The 23,608-nt window shown below is 70.7% G+C and carries 24 protein-coding genes; 8 read left to right on the top strand and 16 right to left on the bottom strand.

What is annotated here, in order from left to right:
- Positions 1-114: 114 nt before the first annotated feature.
- On the top strand, positions 115-546 hold the full coding sequence (locus RUR_RS09500) for an Hsp20/alpha crystallin family protein (protein ID WP_283134577.1): 432 nt from the start codon (positions 115-117) through the stop codon (positions 544-546).
- A 24-nt stretch (positions 547-570) separates the two neighbouring features.
- On the opposite strand, the gene RUR_RS09495 is transcribed toward RUR_RS09500, so the two are convergent.
- From RUR_RS09495 to RUR_RS09485, 3 genes are read right to left on the bottom strand one after another with little or no spacing between them, the layout of a single operon-like run.
- Entirely contained in the window at positions 571-921 is a 351-nt protein-coding gene (locus RUR_RS09495) for a DUF3703 domain-containing protein (protein ID WP_283134576.1), read from the bottom strand.
- Positions 918-1,616, bottom strand: coding sequence for a cation diffusion facilitator family transporter (locus RUR_RS09490; RefSeq protein ID WP_283134575.1), 699 nt, complete (start codon positions 1,614-1,616; stop codon positions 918-920). The genes RUR_RS09495 and RUR_RS09490 overlap by 4 nt, the downstream gene beginning before the upstream one ends.
- Entirely contained in the window at positions 1,613-1,999 is a 387-nt protein-coding gene (locus RUR_RS09485) for an ArsR/SmtB family transcription factor (protein WP_428846988.1), read from the bottom strand. Before RUR_RS09485 ends, RUR_RS09490 begins: the two co-directional genes overlap by 4 nt.
- Positions 2,000-2,396: 397 nt before the next feature.
- Between RUR_RS09485 and RUR_RS09480 the strand changes: the two genes are divergently transcribed.
- Complete coding sequence (locus RUR_RS09480; RefSeq protein ID WP_283134736.1) at positions 2,397-3,638, top strand: glycosyltransferase family 4 protein; 1,242 nt, start codon at positions 2,397-2,399, stop codon at positions 3,636-3,638.
- Between the two features lie 62 nt (positions 3,639-3,700).
- Here the strand turns inward: RUR_RS09480 and RUR_RS09475 are convergent, their stop codons facing one another.
- A complete protein-coding gene (locus tag RUR_RS09475) occupies positions 3,701-4,891 on the bottom strand; it encodes a cytochrome P450 (protein WP_283134573.1) in 1,191 nt (396 codons plus the stop codon).
- 283 nt (positions 4,892-5,174) lie between these two features.
- On the bottom strand, positions 5,175-6,365 hold the full coding sequence (locus RUR_RS09470; RefSeq protein WP_283134572.1) for a cytochrome P450: 1,191 nt from the start codon (positions 6,363-6,365) through the stop codon (positions 5,175-5,177).
- A gap of 462 nt (positions 6,366-6,827) precedes the next feature.
- Between RUR_RS09470 and RUR_RS36765 the strand changes: the two genes are divergently transcribed.
- On the top strand, positions 6,828-7,613 hold the full coding sequence (locus RUR_RS36765; RefSeq protein ID WP_428846986.1) for a GbsR/MarR family transcriptional regulator: 786 nt from the start codon (positions 6,828-6,830) through the stop codon (positions 7,611-7,613).
- Here RUR_RS36765 and RUR_RS09455 read toward each other — a convergent pair.
- From RUR_RS09455 to RUR_RS09445, 3 genes are all read right to left on the bottom strand, one after another.
- Complete coding sequence (locus RUR_RS09455; RefSeq protein WP_283134571.1) at positions 7,601-8,173, bottom strand: TetR/AcrR family transcriptional regulator; 573 nt, start codon at positions 8,171-8,173, stop codon at positions 7,601-7,603. The genes RUR_RS36765 and RUR_RS09455 overlap by 13 nt on opposite strands.
- Complete coding sequence (locus RUR_RS09450; protein ID WP_283134570.1) at positions 8,166-8,480, bottom strand: hypothetical protein; 315 nt, start codon at positions 8,478-8,480, stop codon at positions 8,166-8,168. The genes RUR_RS09455 and RUR_RS09450 overlap by 8 nt, the downstream gene beginning before the upstream one ends.
- 112 nt (positions 8,481-8,592) lie before the next feature.
- Positions 8,593-10,056: an alpha/beta hydrolase gene (locus tag RUR_RS09445; RefSeq protein ID WP_283134569.1), complete on the bottom strand. Its 1,464-nt coding sequence runs from the start codon at positions 10,054-10,056 to the stop codon at positions 8,593-8,595.
- 219 nt (positions 10,057-10,275) lie between these two features.
- Here RUR_RS09445 and RUR_RS09440 point away from each other — a divergent pair, with 219 nt between their 5' ends.
- Both RUR_RS09440 and RUR_RS09435 read left to right on the top strand, forming a co-directional pair.
- A complete protein-coding gene (locus RUR_RS09440) occupies positions 10,276-11,538 on the top strand; it encodes a sensor histidine kinase (protein ID WP_283134568.1) in 1,263 nt (420 codons plus the stop codon).
- Complete coding sequence (locus RUR_RS09435; protein WP_283134567.1) at positions 11,526-12,173, top strand: response regulator transcription factor; 648 nt, start codon at positions 11,526-11,528, stop codon at positions 12,171-12,173. Before RUR_RS09440 ends, RUR_RS09435 begins: the two co-directional genes overlap by 13 nt.
- A gap of 60 nt (positions 12,174-12,233) precedes the next feature.
- Here the strand turns inward: RUR_RS09435 and RUR_RS09430 are convergent, their stop codons facing one another.
- The 6 genes from RUR_RS09430 to RUR_RS09405 form a co-directional block, all read right to left on the bottom strand.
- A complete protein-coding gene (locus tag RUR_RS09430) occupies positions 12,234-14,480 on the bottom strand; it encodes a glycoside hydrolase family 31 protein (protein WP_283134566.1) in 2,247 nt (748 codons plus the stop codon).
- On the bottom strand, positions 14,477-15,685 hold the full coding sequence (locus tag RUR_RS09425) for a glycoside hydrolase family 15 protein (protein ID WP_283134565.1): 1,209 nt from the start codon (positions 15,683-15,685) through the stop codon (positions 14,477-14,479). The genes RUR_RS09430 and RUR_RS09425 overlap by 4 nt, the downstream gene beginning before the upstream one ends.
- 23 nt (positions 15,686-15,708) lie before the next feature.
- Positions 15,709-16,974, bottom strand: a complete 1,266-nt coding sequence (locus RUR_RS09420) for an ABC transporter substrate-binding protein (RefSeq protein WP_283134564.1) — start codon at positions 16,972-16,974, stop codon at positions 15,709-15,711.
- A 12-nt stretch (positions 16,975-16,986) separates the two neighbouring features.
- The gene (locus RUR_RS09415) at positions 16,987-17,793 is read right to left on the bottom strand and encodes a carbohydrate ABC transporter permease (RefSeq protein WP_283134563.1); all 807 of its coding nucleotides are present in this window, start codon (positions 17,791-17,793) and stop codon (positions 16,987-16,989) included.
- The gene (locus RUR_RS09410) at positions 17,786-18,724 is read right to left on the bottom strand and encodes a carbohydrate ABC transporter permease (RefSeq protein ID WP_283134562.1); all 939 of its coding nucleotides are present in this window, start codon (positions 18,722-18,724) and stop codon (positions 17,786-17,788) included. The genes RUR_RS09415 and RUR_RS09410 overlap by 8 nt, the downstream gene beginning before the upstream one ends.
- Positions 18,725-18,953: 229 nt before the next feature.
- Positions 18,954-20,198, bottom strand: a complete 1,245-nt coding sequence (locus RUR_RS09405) for an ROK family transcriptional regulator (RefSeq protein WP_283134561.1) — start codon at positions 20,196-20,198, stop codon at positions 18,954-18,956.
- Between the two features lie 155 nt (positions 20,199-20,353).
- On the opposite strand from RUR_RS09405, the gene RUR_RS09400 reads away from it, so the two are divergent.
- The 3 genes from RUR_RS09400 to RUR_RS09390 all read left to right on the top strand — a co-directional run bounded on the left by RUR_RS09400 (position 20,354) and on the right by RUR_RS09390 (position 21,769).
- A complete protein-coding gene (locus RUR_RS09400) occupies positions 20,354-20,929 on the top strand; it encodes a PadR family transcriptional regulator (protein ID WP_283134560.1) in 576 nt (191 codons plus the stop codon).
- The gene (locus RUR_RS09395; RefSeq protein WP_283134559.1) at positions 20,926-21,303 is read left to right on the top strand and encodes a hypothetical protein; all 378 of its coding nucleotides are present in this window, start codon (positions 20,926-20,928) and stop codon (positions 21,301-21,303) included. The genes RUR_RS09400 and RUR_RS09395 overlap by 4 nt, the downstream gene beginning before the upstream one ends.
- Before the next feature lie 211 nt (positions 21,304-21,514).
- Positions 21,515-21,769: a hypothetical protein gene (locus tag RUR_RS09390; protein ID WP_283134558.1), complete on the top strand. Its 255-nt coding sequence runs from the start codon at positions 21,515-21,517 to the stop codon at positions 21,767-21,769.
- Between the two features lie 271 nt (positions 21,770-22,040).
- Here the strand turns inward: RUR_RS09390 and RUR_RS09385 are convergent, their stop codons facing one another.
- Positions 22,041-22,727, bottom strand: coding sequence for a class II aldolase/adducin family protein (locus RUR_RS09385; RefSeq protein WP_283134557.1), 687 nt, complete (start codon positions 22,725-22,727; stop codon positions 22,041-22,043).
- Complete coding sequence (locus RUR_RS09380; RefSeq protein WP_283134556.1) at positions 22,724-23,605, bottom strand: alpha/beta fold hydrolase; 882 nt, start codon at positions 23,603-23,605, stop codon at positions 22,724-22,726. The genes RUR_RS09385 and RUR_RS09380 overlap by 4 nt, the downstream gene beginning before the upstream one ends.
- Positions 23,606-23,608 lie beyond the last annotated feature (3 nt).

Raw genomic sequence — 23,608 nt, 5'->3', positions numbered from 1 at the left:
CTTTGCCCCTCGGTCGGAGGTCCTCCGAGGTCGGGACCTCCGACCCTGCGATCAAGGAGGGTCGCGCGGTGTAATGGAAGGTGGGAGTACCACGAGGAGACAGGGGGGGTTCCCATGAGTATGCCGATGCTTCGTCAGCAGCGGGGACTTATGCCCGAGCTGTTCGACTGGCTGGAATTTCCGTTCGCCGCGATGCGGACCGCCGAAACGCAGCCCATCAAGTTCGAGGACTACGTGGACGACGGGCGGTACGTGCTCCGAGCCGAGTTGCCGGGTATCGACCCGGAACGCGACGTCGAGATCACCGTGACCAACGGTGTGCTGAACGTCCGGGCCGAGCGGCGGGACGAGCACAAGGACCCGCACCGGACCGAGTTCCGCTACGGATCCTTCGAGCGTTCGCTCACCCTGCCGGCCGGGGTGGACGAGGAGGATGTCCGGGCGACCTACGACAAGGGCGTTCTTGAGGTCAGCGTCAAACTCGGCGAGCCCAAGCCGGAGGGGAAGCGCATTCCGATCCAGGCCCAGGCCACGACCGAAAGCTGATGTCCCGGTCGGCACCGGCCCGGCTCAGGCCGTCGCCAGCACCGCGGCCAGGTCTTCGGGCACCGGCATGGGCACGGTGAGTCCGACGCCGGCCCGGCCGGTGTTGCCTTCGGGGTAACGGCCCAGTGCCGAGCCCGGGGCGGCCACGATGATGCGGACCACCTGGCCGAGCGCTTCGCGCCGATCGCGCTGCCGCAGGGCAAGGGCGAACATGGCGACGTGGTTGCGGGTGTGCGGCCACGGCCAGGGCTGGGACAGGATGTGGGCCCGTTCCAGGTGCCGCCACCGCGCGGCCGGCTCGGCGGCGGTACGGGCCGCGCCCATCTCGGCGCGGTAGGCGGCCCGCACGGCGGCGGGCATCGGGCGACCGATCATCGATTGACCTCCTGAGGGGATGTGGAGCAGCCGTCCGAGCAGGTACCGGCCTCGGAGGCCGCGGCGGGTACGGCGCAGCAGGCCTTACCGCGCCAGGCGTCGCGGCCTTCCTTGACCGCGACCGCGGCGATCGTCAAGGCGGCGATCGGATCGGCCCACGACCAGCCGAACAGGCTGTTGAGCGCCAACCCGGCGAGCAGCACCGCCGACAGGTAGGTGCACAGCAGCGTCTGCTTGGAGTCGGCCACGGCCGAAGCCGAGCCGAGTTCGCGGCCCGCGCGGCGCTGTGCGGCCGACAGGAACGGCATGACGAGCAGGGACAGTCCGGCGAGCACCAGACCGGGCGTGGAGTGCTCGGCCTCGCCGCCACCGCCGAGGGCGCTCACCGCGTCGACGGTGACGTAGGCGGCGAGGGCGAAGAACGAGATCGCGATGACGCGCAGGGTGGCCCGCTCCCGCTTCTCGTGATCGGGCCGGGAGAACTGCCAGGCCACCGCGGCGGCCGAGGTCACCTCGACGATCGAGTCCAGGCCGAACCCGATCAAGGCGGCGGATGAGGCGACGGCCCCGGCGGTGACGGCCACCGCGGCCTCGACCGTGTTGTAGGCGATGGTTGCCCCCGTCAGCAGCCGGATCCGGCGGCGCAGCAGGGCGCGGCGGGCCGGGGCCGGACCAAGGTTCGGCAGGACTGTCACGACACCGGCTCCCTGCCGGGTTCCGGTGCCCCGGCGCCGTGGCGGGGGCACAGCGTGACGGCATGGCCGGTGGCGGCCAGCAGGTGTTCGGCGGAGGTCAGCAGATCGATCAGCTCGGGCCTGGTCAGGGAGTAGAACGACTGCCGGCCTTCGGCGCGGTAGTCGACCAGGTCGCAGTCCCGCAGACAGGCCAGGTGCTTGGACACGGTCGACTGGGCCAGCCCGAGCTCTGCGGTGAGGTCCACCACGCGCACCTCACCGCGGGCCAGCCGCCGCACGATGCGCAGCCGGGTCTCATCGGCCAGGGAGTGGAACAGCGCCGCCGCCGGGGAGACCCCGGCGGCGATGTCGGCGCTCACACATCGACCACCTTCACGATTCATCGCCATACCACGATGATAGCCCAATCCCGAGATGAATCTCCCGTTGATCCGGGAAGCGACTTCTCCACGGGTGCCGGGGGCACCCAGGTCGGAGGCGAACCCGGCCGCACGGACGCCGTACCAGCGGATCGGCGCGACACCCCGTTCCGGGTGGAAGGTGCGGCGGCCTGCTTGCACAATCAAGACCGGTTTACCGACCTTGCTCACTTAACCATGACATTTACGACACTTTCTGACTGGCCGATTCCCTGTCGAAGTTAGAGTTATCAGCCCAAGCGGATCATGACAGGCGCGGCTCCCCGAGGGCGTCCTGAGTTTCGGGCCACCGGTGCGCCCGCATGGGCGGGGGGTCTCGCATCCACGACTTCCGGGGGCCTCTATGAAGATCGCTTTCTTGATGCATCACGCATACGGGGTGGGAGGGACGATCCGCGCCACACTCAACCTCGCCACGGCCCTGGCCGAGCGGGGGCATGAGACGGTCATCACCTCGATCTTCCGACGCCGTGACAAACCCGTCTTCAAGGTCGATCCGCGAATACGCCTGCACCCCCTGATCGACCTCCGCAAGAACAGCGAGACCGGCGACGCCGGGGACCCGGCCCACGCGGTGCCGTCGGTGGTGTTCCCCATGACGGACAAGCCGTATCAGCAGTACAGCAGGCTGACCGACGAAAGGATCGCCGCCTATCTGGCGACGACGGACGCGCAGGTGGTGATCGGCACCCGGCCGGGGCTGAACGTATGCCTCGCGCGGATGGGGCCGGCGGGCCTCCTGCGCATCGGCCAGGAACACCTCACCCACGACGTCCACTCGAGGGCGCTGAGGGCCGTGCTGACGCACAGCTATCGCGCCCTCGACGCGCTGGTGACGACGACCGAGGCGGACGCCGCGGTCTACCGTCGCAGGATGCGACTGCCCGGAGTCGAGGTGCTGGCCGTGCCGAACAGTGTGCCGCGGCCGCGAACCGCCCTCGATGCCGACAGGGAACCGATCGTGATGGCAGCCGGGCGCCTGGCTCCGGGAAAGCGCTACGACCTGCTGATCGAAGCGTTCGCCAAGGTGGCCGGCGAACACCCCGAATGGCGGCTGCGAATCTACGGGGGTGGCGGCGAGAAGGACAGACTGCGCAGCCGGATCGACGCCCTCGGTCTTACCGGCCGGGCTCAGCTGATGGGAGTGCGCGGCTCACTGGAAGCGGAGTGGGCTGCCGCCTCCATCGCGGCCACGACGTCGGACGCCGAATCGTTCGGCATGACCATTGTGGAGGCCATGCGCTGCGGATTGCCGGTGGTGAGCACGGATTGCCCACTCGGCCCCGCGGAGATCATCCACCACGGGGTGGACGGTCTTCTGGTCCCCCGAGGCGACGTCGACGCGATCGCCCGGGCCCTGCTGCGTCTGATCGGCGATGAGCGGGAGCGGCGAAGGATGGGCCAGGCGGCGCTCCAGGGCTCGACCCGCTTCGACCCGGAACCGATCGCCGTCAGATATGAGGAGTTGTTCACCGACCTGGCGCGCACGAAACCGGCACGCGAAGCGCGCCGGCCCTCCCAGCTGCGCAAGGCACGCGTCACCGCAGCCATGTGGAGAGCACGCCACAAGGTCGGCCGGACCGTGAGGAAATGGGCTCGGTGAAGCCGTGGGGGGACGGCCGCGGCCGTCCCCGTCATCCACCGATCGCGGCGCGAGCCCGGTTCTCAGTCGTCGAGCAGCAACGGCAGCCTGGTCACGCCGGTCATGTTCGGGCTGGGGCTGAAGGTCGGGCTCTCCCCGGGGTCGGTCCGCAGGCCCGGGTAGCGGTCGAGCAGGATGTTCAGGGCGATCCGCCCCTCCAGCCGGGCGAGCGGGGCGCCGAGGCAGAAGTGGATGCCCCGGCCGAAAGCCAGATGCGGGTTGGGATCCCGGGCCGGGTCGAACACGTCCGGATCCGGGAACCAGGCGGGGTCCCGGTTGGCCGCGGACAGCCACACCATCAGCAGTTGCTCGGGAGGGACGCGTGCCCCGCCGAGCTCCACCTCCTCTTCGTTGACGCGGGCGAGGACCGCGAACGGGCTGAGCATCCGCAGCGACTCCTCGATCGCGCCCGGCACCAGCGAGCGGTCCGCCCGGACCCTGGCCCGCTGCTCCGGATGGGCGTCCAGGCAGAGCACCGTGTTGCCCAGCAGCAACGTGGTCGTGATGTGCCCGGCGATGAGCAACAGGTTCGCGAAGTTCACCACCTCGGCCTCGGTGAGGCGGACCCCGTCCACCTCCGCCTCCACCAACCGGGTGAGCAGGTCGGCCCGCGGCCTGCGCCGCCGCTCGGCCGCGTGCTCACCCAGATACGCGGTGAGCTTGCGAACCTCTCCGGTGATCTCTTCGAATCTGCGTTCCTGCTCCTCGGTGCGGTTGGTGAGGGAGAACTGCTCCGAGCTGCTGAAAAGCTTGTCCACCCAGGCCTTGAACATGAACCGGTCGTCGGCGGGCACACCCAGCAGCTCGGCGATGACGATCACCGGTAGGGGGTAGGCGAGGTCGCCGATCAGTTCCATCCGGCCCTGGTTCCCCACCGCGTCGAGCAGCTCGCGGGCGACCGCGTCGATCCGCGGCTCCAGATCGGCGACGACCTTCGGGGTGAACGCGTGACTGACCAGTCTGCGCAGCTTGCCGTGGAGCGGCGGATCCATCTGCACGAGGTTGCCCTCGCTGAACTCGTCTCGCTCCGGGATCACCCTGCCGGTGTTCGAGGAGAACGTCCTCGGTTCGCCGATGACCCGCAGCGCCTCGGCGTATCCGTAGACGTTCCACATCCCGGTGACCGTGTTGAAGCACACGGGCCGATCCGGTCGTCGGCCCCGTAGCCAGAAATGATCCGCGTGGAGATTCCATTTGTCGGCGATCGTGGTCATGACACGCCCTTCCGCTCAGCTGTCCACCCGTGGCCGTATCCGCTCGTGGAAGGCGGGAGAGGGAGTGAGTCGGCCCTCGGCCACGCGAGGACCCCCACCTCCGCGTGATTACATCAAGTAAATTGTCAAGTCAACCAAGACGGTACTCCCCCGTTCTCAGCCCGACAATCCCTCGACGTCACGGTGGCGGGGGACACGGCGCGGTCCCGAACGAAAGGTACGGCCCGCGGAAGGGGCATCCGCGGGCCGTACCCATCCCCCCTATCTCGGAAGAGCCGGGGCTTCAGTCGCCGATCAGCAGCGGCAGTCTGCTCACCCCGGTAAGACCGGGGCTGGGGCTGAAGGTCGGGCTCTCCCCGGGGTCGGTCCGCAGGCCCGGGTAGCGGTCTAGCAGGATGTTCAGGGCGACCCGCCCCTCCAGCCGGGCGAGCGGGGCGCCGAGGCAGAAGTGGATGCCCCGGCCGAAAGCCAGATGCGGGTTGGGATCCCGGGCCGGGTCGAACACGTCCGGATCCGGGAACCAGGCGGGATCGCGGTTGGCCGCGGCGATCCACACCAGGAGAAGCCGACCGGCCGGTATCCGCTGTCCGCCCAGTTCGACCTCGGCGTCGGTGACCCGGGAGAGTGCCGCGAACGGGCTGAGCAGCCGCAGCGACTCCTCGATCGCGCCCGGCACCAGCGAGCGGTCCGCCCGGACCCTGGCCCGCTGCTCCGGATTGGCGTCCAGGCAGAGCACCGTGTTCCCGACCAGGAGCGTGGTGGTGATGTGCCCGGCGACCAGGAGAAGATTGGCGAAGTTCGCCACCTCGTCCTCGGTGAGGCGGACGCCGTCCACCTCCGCCTCGACCAGCCGGGTGAGCAGGTCGGCCCGCGGCCTGCGGCGACGCTCGGCCGCATGCTCGGTCAGATAGGCCTTGAGCTTGCGCACATCCCGCAGGGCCACGTCGAGCCTGTGCTGCTGCTCCTCCGTCGGCTCGGCGAGGGAGAACTGCTCCGGGTCGGTGAACAGCCGATCGACCCACTTCCTGAACATGGACCGGTCGCTCGCGGGTATTCCCAGCAGCTCGGCGATGACGATCACCGGTAGCGGGTAGGCCAGGTCCTCCACCAGTTCCATCCGGTCCCGGCCGGCCACCGCGTCGAGCAGCTCGCGGGTGACCTCGCCGATCCGCGGCTCCAGATCGGCGACGACCTTCGGGGTGAACGCGTGACTGACCAGTTTGCGCAGCTTGCCATGGTGGGGTGGGTCCATCTGCACGAGATTTCCGTCGGTGAACTCACCCTGCTCCGGAACCACGCGGGTCGTGTCGGAGGAGAACGTCTTGTGATCGTTGACCACCTGGAGGGCTTCGGCGTAGCCGAAGACGTCCCAAATCCCGGTGGCCTCGTTGAAGGCCACCGGCCGCTCCGGCCGCCGGCCTCGCAGCCAGAAATGATCCGCGTGGACCTTCCAGTTGTCGGCGATCGTGGTCATGACCCACCCTTCCGTCTCGACGTCAGCCCGGTGTGCCTCCCGGCGTCCGCCCGCTGTCGTCGCGTCACCTCGGCGCCACTAGGAATAATAACCGTGAATATGACAGTAAGTCAGTTTTGAAGTAAGACAAATGAATGGCCCTGCCCGACAACGCCTGGGATACACCGCCCCGGACCAGGTGTTCCCACCAAATCCCAGATAAGAACGGCCACCCAGCCGCGAAATCCCGCGTTCACCGCCAAACAAAAGCTACGTTGCGTTCACAATATCTGTCAATCTACCAAACAGCACATTCCCCGTTTATCCAGGTATATCAACCAATAATTGCAATAGACATGCCATCAAATGCAACGATGGATGGTTCGGAAATTGCAGCGAGATGCCGATAAACGCAATATTGTGGAGGGAAATCCGGTCGGACACCGCGGACGAGGACCCTGAGCGACGGGGAGGGGCAAGACCATGCCAGGAGGCAGGCTCACCCACGAAGATCGGCGGAACATCGCGGCGGGACTGGCCGGAGGGCTCGGCTACGCGGAGATCGCCAGGCGATTGGGGCGGCCGACATCGACCGTCAGCCGGGAGGTGATCCGCAACGGCGGCTCCGGCGGCTACCGGGCCGACCAGGCGCACCAGGCCGCGCAACGCCGCGCCCGCCGACGCAAACCCGCTCCGGCACCGGCACGGACATCCGTCGTCGATCCGGGTGGACGCGACCCCGAAGCGGTGCGGGAGTTCGAGGACCGGCTTGTCACGCTCATGATCAAGTCTGGATTCCCACGGATGACGGCCAAGGTGCTCGTCTGTCTCTACCTCACCGACGACGGCAGGCTCACCGCCGCCGAGCTGGTCCGGCGGCTCCGGGTCAGCCCCGCGTCTATCTCCAAAGCCGTCCGCGATCTCGAAGGGGTGGGCCTGCTCCGACGCGAACCAGACCCTCGTGGAAGGCGCGACAGCTACATCGTCGGCGAGGACGTCTGGCTCCAGGCCTGGCTGGGGAGCGTCCAGGTGAACGAAGCGCTCGTCCGGATCGCCCGGCACGGAGCCGAAGTCCTCGGCGTAGCCACACCCGCCGGAGCGCGACTGGCGCACGCGGCCCGGATCCACGCACACATCGGCCACGACATGACCCATGCGGCCGAACGCTGGCATGAGACGGCCTTCACCCCGCGGAAGGCAGCATACGAGGATGACAAGGCCACACCCCCGGTGACGTGCGATAAATGCGACTACGTCTACGTAGATTGAGCTCGGGCCCGCAGAGTCGCACCTGAGCCGGACGCGCCGCCTACGGCGTATGCGGCGAACGCCGTACAGCCCGCCCGCCAGGCCCCGGCCAGGTCCGCGCCCGGCGGGAACCGGCTGTCGAGCTCCAGAATCACCATCCCGTGCGCGAACGCCCACACCGCGCGGGCCAGGTCGGGATCTCCGCCCACCGCGCGCACCAGCGGCATGGCGGCGCGGGCCTCCAAACCCTCCGGGAGGCTCTCCCGGGCGAGCGGCCGCCCGGTGATCCGGTACAGGTGGGGGTTCTCCAGCGCGAACCGCCGGAAGACCTCGGCGAGTACGGGCAGCGGCGGCTCGCCGCCGAGGCCGGCTTCCGCCTCCTCCAGCATGTCCGCGAGCACCGCCAGTCCTTCGGCCTGCAGCGCCGCCTCCACCGCCGCCTTGTCGGGCAGGTGCTTGTACAGCGAGGGGGCCCGGATGCCGAGCCGGTCGGCGATGGCCCGCATGGTCACCGCCTCGGGGCCCCCGCACTCCAGCAGCTCCCTGGCGGCGGCGACGATCTGGGCCGGGCGGTCACCCACGGCGGACGGCCCGCAGGATCGCGACACCGGTCAGCCAGCCGAGCCCGGCGGTGAACAGCGGGGGGAACACGATCGGCCCGAAGGTGTAGAAAAGCAGGACGGCCAGCGGCAGCAGGGCGGACTGTGCGATCCGGCTGGTCCGGAAGGTGAACGGCACCGCGAGGGAGACGAGGGCCGCGGCCGTGGTGGGCAGGCCGTACTTCACCGCCTCGAAGACCGCGAACGCGGCGAGGAAGACGGCGAAGACGCCCCAGGCGATCCTGCGGGCCGGGCCGACGTCAGGGGTGGCGGCAAGGGATGCGTTCACGGGGAGCTCCTTGGGCTTGCCTAGCTAACAACGTTAGCCTCACTCTAAGGCTAACGCTGTTAGCTAGCAAGAGAGCCACCCTGACAACTCAGGAAATTTCAGACCCGCGCGATCAGCGGTCGGTCGCCGCCGGGCAGCGGGTTCCGTCCGCCGGTACGCGCAGGTGCAGCAGGTACCGGTCGACCGCGTTCCTGGTGCAGGAGGTCCGGTGGTAGACACCGTGGCCGGCGCCCTCGTAGGTCACCAGCACCGCCTTGCGGCCAAGCTGCCGGCGGACGTTGACCGCCCCGTCGTGTCCGGTCGCCGGGTCGTGCCGGGCGTTGATCAGCAGGAGCCTGGGCGACTCACGGACCTTCAACGGGCGTTGCGGGGTGTTGGCCTTGTCCGGCCAGAGGGCGCAGGTCAGTATGCCCGGCTGCAGGTCCGGGTGGGTTCGCATGTGCGGAGCGGCCCGGCGCGCCCGTTCGACCAAGCGGGCGAACCGCCGATGGTTCGGGATCGTTGTCCGCAAGTCCTGGCAGGCCGCGGGGGCGGGGTGTTCCATCGTCTCCGGAGCGTCGGGCGGCAGGCCTCGCCGAGGCGCCTCGGGCCCGGGCTTGCCGGTCGCCAGCGCGGAGAGCCGCTTGGCCAGCCAGCTGAAATCGGGGCCCATGAACCCGCCGAGGTGGGCTTCGGAGAGGACCTCGAACGTCTTCAGCACCCGGCCGGCCTCGTTGGGGTCCCGCAGTTCACCCCGGTCCGCCCGGTCGAGTACCTCGTCCCAGACACGCGGCACATTCCGACCGTGCAACGCGCACGCCGTTTCGCGATCACACCAGCGGACGAACGTGCGGAACGAGTCCTCGACGTTCTTGGCTCCGCCGACCAGCAACCCTTCGGTGTCCAGGCTGCGGTCGACGTTGCTGTCCAGCGACATGGCCCGGAGGTTCCGCCCGAACAGCTCGGCGTACCGCTGGCCGACGGCCGTACCGGCCGAAACCCCGTGGTAGGAGATGGTGCGCTCGCCGAGGGCGACCCTGACCGCGTCCAGGTCGCGGGCGACGGTCCGTGAGTCGAGGTGGTCGATCACCGGTCCGGTACGGCGGCGGCAATCCGCCGCGACCTCGGCGTAGTAGGCGGCCATCCGGTCGAACTCGGCTTGGCTGCCCGGGGTCGGCGGCCAGGGATCTTTCCTCATCAGATCGGTCGAGCAGCGCACCGGGTTACTGCTTCCGACACCGCGCGGGTCGACGCCGACGAGGTCGAACCTGGCCAGGATCTCCGGGCTGAAGTAGTCGGCGGCCCCCCGCTGGATGTATTCGGAGACGGGCCCGCCCCCGGGGTCGACGAAGAGCACCCCGATCCGCCGGGCCGGGTCCCCGGCCTTGCGCCGGGCCACCGCGAGGTCGAACGCCGGGCCGTTCGGCTTGGCCCAGTCGATCGGTACCCGGACCGTGCCGCATTCGGCGGTCTTCTCGCCGGCACACGGCTTCCAGTCGATCGCCGGTTTCCCGGTCGCGGCGTGCGCCGGACCCACCGAGAGGGTGAGCACGGCGCTCACCACCACGGCGCCCAGCGCCCCAACACGTCGTGTCATGGATTCCTCGTCTCCTTCGCGGATATGCCTCGCCCACCGCCGGACATCGCAGCGCCGGAAATCAGGGCGAAGACCGGGAGCCCGGCTTGGCTCCCGTGATCACGTTCACGAAGCCATGCAAGCCGGGTACGGCGTGCCGCCACAGGAGCCCTCACCCCCATCGGGAAATGGGGGCTCGCACCCCTTCGCGCGGCGGTCCCAGCTCGTACAGTGACGGCCATGACGGCGAACGGCACGACCCACGCCGCAGCGGCGCTCCGCGGTAACCCGCTGGGTTTCGTGCTGTCGGTCTGGCCGCTGAGGGCGCTCGCCTTCCAGCTCTCCGGCATCGTGACCGGCCTGATGACCGTGGTCTGGCTCCCGGTGGCCCTGGTGTGCGGCGTGGTCGTCCTGACGCCGTTGCTCATCCGCCCGCTGGTGGAGATCGAGCGGCGGCGGGCGGCGATCCTCGGTGACCCGATACTCCCGGACACCCACCGAAGACCGGACCGGCAGGGGGTCGCCGCATGGCTCCGCTCGCGGTACGCCGAAGCAGCCACCTGGCGGGAGCTGGCCTACCTGGTACTGCACGGCGGTGTTCTGCTGCTGTCGGATCTCCTCGCGCTGGTGGCCGGGCTCACCCCGATGCTCGTCTTCCTCAGCGGCGTGACGACCTTCCTGGCGTCGGAACCGGGCACGGCCCCGGCGGGGGCCGCGCCGGGGCCGGTCGAGAGCGGCGTGGGAGTGCACGTCACCGCGGGGGCGGCGTTCGCCGTGGCGGCCACGCTCGTGCTCCTCTGCTACACCACGACCCTTGCCGCGCTCGCCCACCGGGAAGTCGCCCGGCTGCTGCTCTCCCCCGGCGACGAGGTGCGGGTGCGGACGCTGACGCGCTCGCGGGCCCGCCTGATCGACGCCTTCGAGGTGGAGCGGCGGCGCATCGAGCGGGATCTGCACGACGGCGCCCAGCAGCGGCTGCTCCGGCTCGGCATGACCCTGGTCACCGCCCAACTGGAGCTCGACCACGATCCGGAAGCCGCCAAACCGCTGATCAGGCAGGCCACCGAGGAGGCCGGGGCGGTCCTGGTCGAGCTCCGCGAACTGGTCCGCGGCATCCATCCGCAGGTGCTCACCGACCTGGGTCTGCCCGCGGCCGTCGCCGAGCTGGCCGACCGATCCCCCGTGCCGGTGACCGTGGACCTGCGGGTGCCCCGGCGTCTTCCGCCCTCCGTCGAATCCGCCGCGTACTTCGTCGTCGCCGAAGCGCTGGCCAACGCGGCCAAGCACGCTCGGGCGACCCGCGTCCGGGTGACGGGCGCGGCCACCGGGGAAACCCTGGTCGTCGAGGTCCGCGACGACGGGCGTGGCGGGGCCGATCCGGCGTCCGGAACCGGCCTGGCCGGTCTCGCCGACCGTGTCGACGCCCTCGACGGCGTCCTCACCCTGACCAGCCCTCGCGGTGGACCGACCACCTTGGGCTTGGAGTTGCCGTGCTCCGGATAGTCCTCGCCGACGACGCCACGCTGCTGCGGGAGGGGCTCGTCGCGCTGCTCGCCCGCTTCGGCCACCAGGTCGTGGCCGCCGCGGACGAGCCGGACGCGCTGGCCGCCGCCGTCGCCGGGCATCGGCCCGACGTCGTGGTCACCGACGTGCGCATGCCGCCGACCTTCACCGACGAGGGTTTGCGCACCGCCGTCGCCCTGCGCCGGGAACACCCCGGGCTGCCGGTACTCGTCCTCAGCCAGTACACGGCCACGGCCTACGTCGCCGAACTCCTGGCGTGCACCGACTCCAGAGGTGTCGGCTACCTGCTCAAAGACCGGATCCTGCGGGTGCGTGAATTCGTCGACGGCGTCGAGCGGGTCGCCGCCGGAGGCTGCGTCGTCGACCCCGAGGTCGTACGCCATCTGCTGACCAGGCGCCAGGACCCCCTGACCCGGCTCAGCCCGCGGGAACGCGAAGTCCTCGCCCTCATGGCCGAGGGCCGCTCCAACGCCGCGATCGTCAAGGAGCTGACGATCAGCGAGAAGGTGGTCGGCAAGCACATCAACTCGATCTTCACCAAGCTGGACCTGCCGCCCACCAACACCGACGACCACCGCCGGGTCCGCGCCGTCCTCACCTACCTGCGCGCCTGACGCAACACCCGCATCGGCCGAGGGTTTCGGCGAAGCCACGCCGCGCGAATGTACGGCCCCTCAATCGGAGCGGATCCCGGAAGCGGAGAACGCGGGTGAGAGGCCGGGCCAGTGCTCCGCCTGGCAGAGGACCGGCGGGCGGTCGAGGGGGGCGGGCAGGACGAGCTCGCGGGCGCCGCCGTACTCGGCCCCGGTCCAGACGTCGACCCATCGCCCCGCCGGAAGGTACGCGGCGACGCTCTCGGCCGACGGTTCGGTCACCGGGACGACGAGCAGGGCGTCGCCGAGCCGGTACTGGAGCGGGTAACGCCAGATCAGCGGATCGTCCGGGTGGTCGAAGAAGAGGCCGCGCATGAGCGGGGCTCCCCCGGCGACGGTCCGCCGGGCCTCTTCGGCGAGGTAGGGCACGAGTCGTTCCCGCAGCCGCGCGAACGCCCGGAACACCGGCAGCACCCGGGCGTCACCGGTACGTTCGGCGATGTTCCACGGCGTCCGGTCGCGGGACGGGGCGCGGTGACGGTTGAACTCGGAGTGGTACTGCATGATCGGCATGAAGACGGAGGTCCCGGCCGCCCGCAGGTAGAGTTCGGCGCCGGGGATCTCCCCGGAGAACCCGGCCAGGTCCCAGCCCCAGTACACGATTCCGCAGGCCGACGCGGTGATCCCGGCCCGGATCGAGGATCGGAAGGCCTCCCAGGTGGAGTCCTCGTCGCCCGCCCAGAACACCCCGTGCGGCTGCGACCCGGCGAACCCGGCCCGGCTGAACGTCACCGGCGCCTTGCCGCAGTCGCGCAGCAGGTCCCCGAACGCGCGGGCGTAGTGCACGGGGAACAGCCCGTTGCCGTCGGCGCCCCGGCGGCCGTCGGCGTACCGCAGGTCGTGGCCCCAGGCGTGCTCGCCGCCGTCGGTCTTGAAGCCGTCGACACCGACCTCCTCGACGAGGTAGCGGCGTTTCGCCGTCCACCAGTCGCGGACCTCCCGGGAGGACAGGTCGGGCATGAGCGCCAGCGGAAACCACCAACCCCGATTCCGGTACGGACGTCCGTCGGCCTCGCGGACGCCGTACCCGCGCTCGACGAGCTGCCCGGCGTCGAGCGCGGCCTGGCCGATCGGGTGCGGGCGCGTCTTCTGCAGCGGGATCTGCCACAGCAGGACCTTGATCCCGCGGTCGTGGAGCTCGTCGACGAGCCCCTTGGGGTCGGGCCACGGCCCGTCGGGCGGGAACCGGTAGTCGGCGAGCCGATGCGGCTCCTCGCCGGGCTCGTACTCGGCGCCGCGGAAGGCGGTGAACGTGGACTCGTCACTCCACGCCTCGATGACCAGGGCACCGACCGGGATGTCCAGGTCGCGGTGGCGGTCCATCTCCCGGAGCACCCTGGCCTGGGTGTTCCACTCGTTGCCGCTGGCCCAGAGCCGGAACACCCAGGAGGGCAGTTCGACCGGCCGCCCCACCCGGTCCAGGAACGCGTCCAGCACGTCGGCCGGGGCGGCGCCGTCGAGCAGCCGCAGGGTCAGGTCGCCGGAGGGCGCCTCCGCCTCCACCCGGAGCCGTCCGGGCTGGGCGGCGCCGACGTCGTACCAGGTCCTGGCCGAGGTGTCCACGTGCAGACCCCAGCTGCCGACCCCGCCGACGACCAGGGCGAACGGCATCGGCAGGTAGGTGCGGCCGTGCGTGCCCTGCGCCTTGTACTGCTCGAACACGACCGCGTCGAGGGCGCGCCCGCGCTGGTCGACCGCGTCGAACCGCTCGCCGAAGCCGACCACGTGCTCGCCGTCGGAGAGCGGCAGGTCGAACCGGACCCGGAGCGGGCCGTCGGCGTCCGCGAGCCAGCGCACACTTCCCGGGATCACCCGGTCGGCGCCTTCCACGGTCAGCGTGCCGCCGTCCGTTCGCCAGCTCGCGGCGCTCACCTCGAACCAGCGAGTGGTACGGCCGCCGCCGTCCGCGCCGGTCGCGCGGAACCGGTACCGGTACCGGTGTCCGGCGTGCAGGACCGGGCTGGTCGCGGTCCACGATCCGGCGGCGGCCCGGGCGGCCCGGCTCTGCGCGGCGGCGAGATGGCCGCCGTCGACGGTACCCTGCCCCGATTCCGCGGCTTCGCCCGGTTCGCCGGAGACGGCCGGGACGAGGTCCAGCAAGGCCGGTTCCCCGCCGTCCACGACCCACTCGGCGACCACCGCGGCCACCCGGGCGGATGCCCTGACCCGCAGCTCGACCGTCTGCCCCGCCTCGGGGCGCGCGGGCACCCGCTGGTCCTCGGCGGTCGCGTACGGGTGCCCGGATCCGAACGGGCGATGCCGGATCACGGGCGGATCCCCAGTTCGTCGGCGAGGATCAGGTACATGCCGTGCGACCAGAGCAGCGGAGTGGCCACGGTGCCCCACCGTTTCACCCACTCCGCGTGGCGGTCGGGGGCGAGCAGCACGCCGGAGACCTGTTCCGGCAGTTCCCCGGCCGGGGTCGCCTGACCGGCCATCCACCGCAGGTACCGCAGGGCGTCGCCCGGCCGCCCGGCCCGGGCGTGGTTCCAGCCGAGGAACCCGGCGAGCAGGATCCACCGGCCGCCGCCGTAGAAGGTGTCGGCGAGATAGCGGTGCACCCCGCCGTCCCGGGCCAGTCGCCGCTCGACCTCGGTCACCGTGGCCACTCCGATCGGGTGGTCCGCGGCGACCAGGCCGAACGGTTCGACGCAGGCGAGCAGGCTCGCGTCCACCGCGTCGGTGCCGAGCCATTTGGTGAGGTGCCGGACCGGTCCCGCCTCACCCGGCCGGGCGCCTGTGGCCGCGCCGGGCGCCGTACCCTCCTCCGGGGGAACCGGGCCGGAAGGCCCGAGGCCGTCGACCGGGCCGCCGGCGACGCCTTCGGCGGCGATCAGGCGCTCGATGCCGGCGACGGCCGTCCGCGCCTCGTCGCCCGCCGCGCCGAGCCGGATCGCGGCCCGAAGTCCGGCGTGGATCGCGCCCAGGGTCGACACGTGCCGACGGTCCAGGTGCTCCTCCCACCAGTCGTAGCAGGGCTGCCGCCAGAACGCGGTCAGGTAGCGGGCGGCGATCCGCGCGGCGCCCACGGCATCGGGCAGGTCCGCGCCGTGCCGGTTCAGATGCCGGTCGAGCGCCCAGAGCCAGGTGCCGTAGCCGTCCAGCTGGTGGTTCCACCAGTCGTCGGCGCCGTCGGCTCCGTCGAGGGTGAACCGGGTGGGCAGCATCTCCTCCGCAGGTACGGCTTCGCCGCGGGCGGCCCGTTCGACGAGGGATTCGACCCGGCCGGCGCGGGCGCCGATCACCCGCGCGCACCAGGTGTGGAACGCGCCCGCTCCGGCCGCGTCTCCGCTGCGGCTCATGCCTTCCGCGATGAACGCGCCGTCCCGCAGCCACGAATATCCGCGATACGCCGAAAAATCGGGACTCGCCGGGTAGGCACCTGACGGCGACTGATGTGATTTGATCACATCGACACTGCGGGACACGAGCCTGGCGAGTTCGGCCAGAGTCGGCGTGCTTCCTACGCTCACGTGGGTATTTCTCCTGTTGGGAATCAGCCGAGCAGCTTGTCGACCGCGGCGGCCGCGGCGGTGAGGGCTTCCTCCACGGTTTTACGGCCTGCGGCGGCGTTTGCCAGCTCCTCGGTCACCGTGTCCTGCATCTCCTGTTGACGCTTGATCACCGGAGGCAGGGCGATGGACGTGAGCGAGTCGAAGACGGCCTGACGGTTGGCTGGCTTGGGAGCCTTGAGGTATCCGGCGAGCACCGACCGGTCGGCGACGGGCGGCAGTTCCCAGGACGACTCGATGCGGGTGGTCGCCGCCGTGCCCGAGGAGGAGAGGAACCGCGCCCAGGCGAAGGCCTCCTTGCCGTGTTTGGTGCCGGCCGAGGCGGCCACCGCGTTGTGGAAGACCGCGCTCGCCTTGGTCGCGTCGCCCGGCTCGACCACCACGTCCCACTCGAACGGCACGTCCTTCAGTCCGGCGAACTGCCAGATCCCGTTGTGCCACATCGCGAGTTTCCCGGATTTGAAGAGGTTGGTGTCGTAGTCGGCGGTCCCGCCGATCTCGGCCTCGGTCGGCATGACCTTGCCGACCTTGCCCACCAGCCATTTCGCCGCCTTGATCCCGGCGGGGCCGTTGAACGCGGACTTCTTGCCGTCGGCGGAGAGAAACTCCCCGCCCGCCTGCTTCAGCGTCTTGTAGAACTCGAAGAACTGGACCGGCTGGTAGTCGCCGTACACCTTGGCCTTGCGGTCGGTGAGCCTCTCCGCCGCGGCCTGCTCGTCCTTCCAGGTCCAGTCGGCGGTGGGCTCGGGCACCCCGGCCTTCTTGAACAGCTCCTTGTTGTAGAAGAGCACGACCGTGGAGAAGGAGGCGGGCAGCGCGTACTGCTTGCCGTCGTGCTTGAACGCCGCCAGCGACTCGGCCGCGTAGACCGACGGATCGGCGTCGCCCGCGACGGTGCCGAGGTCGAGCAGCGACCCGGCGGCCGCGTAGGTGACGAAGTTCTCGTAGTTCAGCTCGAAGGTGTCCGGCGCGGTGCCGCCCGCGATGCTCGTCTGCAGTTTGGTGAAGTACTCGTCGTAGGGCGCGGTCTCCACCACCACGTCGATGTTCTTGTTCTCCGCCTCGAAAGCCGTGACGATCTTGTCGAGGTCCTTCACATGATCGGGCGCCGCCGAGAAGGTGAGGTAGCGCAGCGTCACCTTGCCTCCGGGGGTGCTCTCGGCGCTCCGGGTGGCCGAACCCTGGGAGCAGGCCGAGGCGAGCAGGCCGACGACCAAGGCCGCCGCGGCGGCTTTTGCGGTTCTGGTCATGGGGTCTTTCCTTTACTTCAGACCGGACTGGGCGACGCTGGCGATGACGTGTCGCTGCGCGAAGACGTAGAGGATGAGGATGGGGACGACGCTGACCACGGACCCGGCCATGACGACGTTCCACTCGGTGGTGAACTGGCCGTGCAGCTCGGCCAGGCCCAGCGGGATGGTCCGGAACTCCGGCGACCTGATGATGATCAACGGCCAGAGGTAGCTGTTCCAGCTCGCCATGAAGCCGAAGATCGCGAAGGTGGCGAGCGCGGGCCTGATCAGCGGGAGGATCACGGAGACGAAGATCCGCAGATGTCCCGCGCCGTCCAGCACCGCCGCCTCGTCGAACTCCTTGGGCACCTGGGCGACGGCCTGCCGCAGCAGGAACACCCCGAACGCCGAGGCGATGGAGGGGGCCAGGAGCGCGAAGTAGGTGTCCACCAGGTTGAACATGCGCATCTCGATGAAGAGCGGCACCACCAGCACCTGCATCGGCACCATCAGCGTGGTCAGGTAGACCGCGAACAGCACCCCCCGGCCGGGGAACGGCAGCCGGGCGAAGGCGTAGGCGGCCATCGCGCCGGTGACCAGCTGCAGGATCGTGGAGGCGGCGCCGATCCAGGCGCTGTTCAGCACGATCCGCCAGAACGGCATGGCCTCCAGGAGCCGGCCGTAGGCGTCCAGGGTGGGGTCGTCCGGGGTGAGGTCCGGCGGGGTGGCAAGCACCGCCCCGTCGGGCGTGACCGAGGTGATCACCGCCCAGGCGAACGGGAAGAGCATCACCAGCGCGCCCAGGACGACCAGGGCGTACCGCACGACCTTACCCATAGTTCACCCACCGCCGCTGGGCCCGGACCTGGACCACGGTGACGATCAGGACGACGGCGAAGAGCAGCCAGGAGAGCGCCGAGGCCATGCCCGCCCGGCCGTACCGGAAGGTCAGATCGTAGATCTGCTCCACCACGACCTGGGTGGCCCCGGCCGGACCGCCGCCGGTCATCACGTGGACCTGGTCGAACACCTGAAAGCCGTTGATCAAAGAGATCACGATGACGAAGAACGTGGACGGGGAGAGCAGCGGCAGCGTGACGTACCGGAACCGCCGGAGACCGCCGGCCCCGTCGACCCGCGCCGCCTCGTGGTACTCCTTCGGGATCGCCTGGAGTCCCGCAAGCAGAATGATCATGACGAAGCCGAGGTCCTTCCACGCCGAGGCGAGGATGACCGACGGCATCGCCCACACCGGGTCGGTCCACCAGCCGGGCCCGGCCACGCCGATCAGGCTCAGCGCCTGGTTCACCAGCCCGGTCGCCGGGTTGAGCAGCCACTTCCACATCAGCGCGACGACCACCCAGCTCGTGATCACCGGTAGGAAGTAGATCGCCCGGAACAGGTCGCGGCCCTTCATCGCCCGGTTGAGCAGCACGGCCAGCCCGAGCCCGCCCGCGTAGACCAGCGGCAGATACCCGGCGATGAAGTACAGGGTGTGCCAGAACGCCGCGCGGGTCTCCGCGTCGCCGAGCAGTTCGGCGTAGTTCCCCAAACCCACCCACGTCATCGGCTGGATCAGGTTCCACTCGTGCAGGCTGGTCCAGAGCGAAGCCGCCATCGGGACAAGGGTGAACAGGGTCAGCGGGATCGCGCTGGGCAGCAGGAACAACGCGACCGTCCCCGCGTACCGCAGCCGCCGCCGTCCCTGCGCCTTCGGCCCGGCCGTGGCGCCTGCCTTCGGCCCGGCTTTCGTCTTGACCGCGGTCATACCCGCACACCCCGGCGACGGCCGCGCGCCGCCGACACCGCATAGGCGATACGGCCTGCGGATCCCGTACGGCCTGTGGCCGGTCCGGCGACCAGGTCCCCGCAACGGATCAAGGCGGCCACGGCGAACCCGGCACGGGGGCACCGGATCCGGTGCGCGAAGCCGGCGGAAGCCGCCGATCCGGCCGTACGACGTCCCCATCCGGGACGGCCTTGGGCGGGCCGGGCGGTCACGGGGTGGCTCCGATGAGGCGGGCGCGGACCAGGCGGCCCTGCTCCCCCGCGGTGCCCGCCGCGTCGAACGGGGTGGCGAGCACGAGGGCCGCGGCCCCCTGGGCCCAGCTGGTGTCGTCCCAGCTCTCCACCTCGATCTCGATGTCGCGACGGCCGGGCAGGAGCTGGGCGCGTACCGCCGGGTCGAAGCCGGTGCGCCAGTGCGGCCAGTCGGCCGTGCCCTCGCCGAGGACCACGACGACCTCGGGGTCGACGATGTTGATCAATCCTGCGACGGCCCGGCCGAGGATCGCCCCGGCTTCGGCGAAGACCGCCCGTGCGGCGTGCTCGCCGTCGGCGGCGGCCCGGCCGAGCGCGGCCACCGGGCCGCGCCGCGCCCCGCCGGCTCCGGACGGGTCGTCCGCGGGGATCGTCAACCCTTTCGCGCCGGCGGCGGCGAGCAGACCGGCCGCGCCGACGAACGCCTCCAGACAGCCGGCGGCCCCGCAGCCGCAGACCGGGCCGCCGGGGTCGATCGGGACGTGCCCGAACTCTCCGGCTCCGCCTCGGGCACCCCGGTAGACCCGGCCGTCGGTGACGATCGCCGCGCCGACGCCCCGGCCGATGGTGAGGACGAGGAAGTCCCGGTGGGTGCGCCCCTTGCCGTACAGGCGTTCGGCGGCGGCGAGCGCGTTGACGTCGTTCTCCACCAGGACCGGCAGGCGGAGGCGGCGGCGGAGCCGTTCCCCGACCGGCATCGCCTGCCAGCCGAGGGTGGGCGCGTTGACGGTGCCGACGGCCTGGTCGTCGACGCCGCCGGGGACGCCGACCCCGATCCCGAGGAGCGGGGGTGTCCGGGTGGCCTGGGCGACGACGTCCTCGACCGCGTCGCACAGGTCGGCGAGGGCGTCCGGGGCGGCCGGGTCGAAGGGCCGCTCCCAGGAGCCGAGGACTTCGCCGTCGAGCCGTACGTCCACGATGACCAGGCGGTCCGCGGCGACCTTGATGCCGAGGGCGCGTCCGGCGCCGCCGACCAGGCCGAGCCGCTGGGCGGGCCTGCCGCCCCGGGACGGCCGCAGATCGAGTTCCTCCAGCATGCCGTTGCCCAGGAGTTCCTTGGTGAGCCCGGTGACCGACGCGAGGCTGAGGTCCAGCCGCGCGGCGATCTCGGTGCGGCTCAGCGGGCCGACCGTGCCGAGCAGCGCGAGGATCGCCGTCCGGGTGAGGTCGCCGCGATCTGTGCCGGAACGCGGTACAGCCATTGGGGGGGACCGACTTTCTTCGGAACTAAAGTTAGTAGTGAAGAATATGGAGCGATCTCCGCATATCTGTCAATAGCCTGGCTCAGCCACCAATCCGGATATTTCCATGGAATAGATGTTGAGTCTTATATGAGACTTGTCATATATTCAGTGGAATGTCGCTTCGACACGCCCTGCTGGGATTTCTCTCCCTCCGCCCGCTGACCGGCTACGACCTGAAGAAACTCTTCGACGGCACCGTGCGCCACTTCTGGACCGCGGATCAGGCGCAGATCTACCGCACCCTGGTCCAGCTCGGCGCCGAAGGACTGGCCGACGTGTCGGTCGTCCCCCAGGACGGCAGACCCGCCCGCAAGGAGCACCGCCTCACGGCCGCGGGCCAGGCGGCGCTGCGCGACTGGCTCAGCGGCCCGACGGCGGAACCCCCCGTGCGGGAGGCGTTCCTGATCAAGGTCTTCTTCGGCGCCCACCTCACGGCCGAGGAGCTCCGCACCATGCTGGACGACCGGATCGGGCAAGCCCGGGAGCGGCTTTCGGCACTCCGGGCCGTCGCCGCCGCGCACCGGGACGCACCCCCGCGCCTCGACCGGCTGCTCCGCCTGGCGACCGTGGAGAACGGGATCCGGCACATCGAGGTCGAGATCGAATGGCTGGAGGCGCTTCGCGTGGACGTGACCGACCCGGACACGGGGATGCGGCGGATCCTCGACCGGATCGAGGCGGGACGGTGACGGCGGCGGCACTCCTGGCGGCGACCGGATTCACCCTGGTGGCGCTCTTCCAGGTGGCGCTCGCGGCGGGCGCGCCGTGGGGGCGCGCGGCCTGGGGTGGCGGGCACAGCCGGCTACCGGCCCGGCTCCGGGTGGCGAGCGCGTTCTCCGCGCTGGTGCTGACGATCGCGGCGCTGATCGTGCTGGAGCGCGCCCGGGTGGTGGACGCCTGGCTCCCCGCCGCGTCCGCCCGCTGGGCCACCTGGGGGGTGACCGTCGCCATGGCGGTGAGCGCCATCGGAAACCTCGCCTCACCGAGCAGGTGGGAGCGGTCCCTCATGGCGCCCGTCGCCTCACTGCTGGCCGTACTCTCCCTGATCGTGGCCGTCGGTTAGCCGACGCGGGGCGCGGCACCCACGGGATTCGGCGTCGCGCCCGTCCACGCGGGTGCCGCCAGGCCCTGGCTTTGTCCCGACAAATCTGGAGAAATCTCCCCGTTGCACTGCGCATGGGCCCGGCTGACAATCACCTTCGACACCGGTCGGATCCCCCGTCACCTCGGGAACGGGTCCGAGCCTCGCGCCCCTGCGACAACGGGAGATCGTCATGCGTGCTCCGCTCAGAACGACCAGAGCCCTCGCCGTCGGCGCCGCCCTCGTCACCGGGCTGACCCTGACGGCCACCCCCGCCGCCGCGATCGAGCTCACCTACTACGGCCCGTACAACACCCTGCAGTACTGCCAGGACGACTACACCCGCAACTCCTCGGGCTGGCAGCCCGGCGTCCACTACATCCCCTGCCGGTGGGGCAACCCCGAGGGGCAGGGCAACGGCTACTACTGGGGCAGAATCAGGGTCTGACCGGGGGCCTGAATCGGCGTTCCGCGAGCTGAGGACCTCAGACTCACCGAGTGACGATCCAAACGTGGTTTCCCGGGGCACTCGGACCACGCCGCGGCGAGCGGGATCCCCTTTCCGCCGGACACCGCAGCGGGCGGCACTCCGACGGCGATCCCGCCCCACGGGACCGGCCCGGAGCCGACGGCCGTACGGGCCGCGCGGCGCGATCCGTCCACGTCCTCAGCCACCGTGGAACCCGTGTCGCCCATCGGGCGGGGAACCGCACGCCGGGTCAGGACGGCAGGGTACGGACCAGGTGGTCCCAGGCGTCGGCGAGCTGCCGGGGGCCGTAGCAGCGGTCCCTTTTGGCCAGCGCCTCCGCCGGGTCGGACCAGCTGTAGTCCGCCCCGGTGGCCGCGGCGGCCAGCTGCATGCGGCACGCCTTCTCCAGGAAGATCGCGGTCAGCACCGCGGTGGGCACGTCGGGGCCCACGGTGACCAGGCCGTGCCGGTGCAGCAGGACGGCGTTGCGGTCGCCCAGCGCCGCGGCAAGCCGTTCCCCCAGGTCCCGGGTGTGGATCAGGTCCCCGGTCTCGGTGAACCGCGCGACGTCGGGCGGCTGGAAGAGGGTGCCCTCATGGCCGATCGGGAGGAGCGGCAGACCGGTCGCGGCGAAGACGACCGCCGCTTCGGCGTGGCTGTGCACGACCGCCCCGACGTCGGGCCGGACGGCCATGATCTCGGTGTGGATGGGGAACTCCAGATGCACCCGCCCCGTCCCGGCGAGCCGTCTGCCGTCCCGGTCGATCCGGACGACCCGGTCGGGGGTGACCTCCTGGTATCCGTATCCGGCGCCCTTCAGCCAGACGTCCCGCCCGTCCGGGTCACGCTGCGACAGGTGCCCCCAGACCATGTCGGTGTGCCCGTTCGCCGCCAGCACCCGGCAGCCGAGCGCCACCTGGGCCGCCGGATCGGTCACGGGGTCCCCTTGACGAGGAAGTCGCCGACGATCCGGTTGAACTGCTCCGGCTGCTCGAACATGGGCCAGTGCCCCGCGCCGGTGATCGTGTCGTAGGAGCCGCGCGGCAGGATCTCGCTCGCCCGGTGGCCCACCTCGGCGGGGGTGGTGGGGTTGTGGTCGGTCCAGACGACGAGGGTCTCGTGCGGAATCCGGGCGAGTTCGTCCTCGCCGAGCATGTAGGCCCGGTTGCCCTCGCCGGGCTGCTCCGCGACCAGCTTGGCCTGGGCCTCCTGGGCTCCGGGGAGCGTGTAGTAGCGGTATCGGCATTCGACGAGCTCGTCGGTGACGACGGACGGGTCGAGCATCAGCCATTCCAGGCGCGCCCGTACGCTCTCCCTGGTCGGGGCCGCGGCCGCCTTGGCGGTGACGGCTTTGACCTGGGCGTGGACCCGTTCGCTCTCCTCCCGGCGGTCCTTGCCGGACAGCAGGAGCCCCGCTCCGGTGACGGAGACGACCCGGTCCACCCGGTCGGGGTGGGTGAGCGCGGTGTACAGCGCGGTCCAGCCGCCCAGGGACTGCCCGACGAGGTGGGCCTTGTCCACCTCGATGGCGTCCAGAAAGCGGAGCAGGTGTTCGGTGAAGAGCGGGGCGTGGTAGGTGACGTCGACCGGCCTGGCGCTGAGGCCGTGGCCGATGGCGTCGATCGCGTGGACCCGCAGGCCGCGCTCGGCGAGGGGCAGGACGTTGCGCAGGAACGCCTCGGCGTGCCCGGTCAGGCCGCCCAGGAGGATCACCGCGTCGCCGTCCCCGGCCTCGACGGATCGGGTACGCCATCCGCCCGCGTCGCGGAAACGGATCTCGGCACCGAGGGCTTCGGTCCAGAATGTGCTGTTCAAGGG

Source organism: Rhizohabitans arisaemae, assembly GCF_025996515.1.
GTDB lineage: Bacteria > Actinomycetota > Actinomycetes > Streptosporangiales > Streptosporangiaceae > Rhizohabitans > Rhizohabitans arisaemae.
The sequence above is the reverse complement of the archived record's forward strand: the minus strand, read 5'-3'. Positions and strand labels throughout refer to the sequence as shown.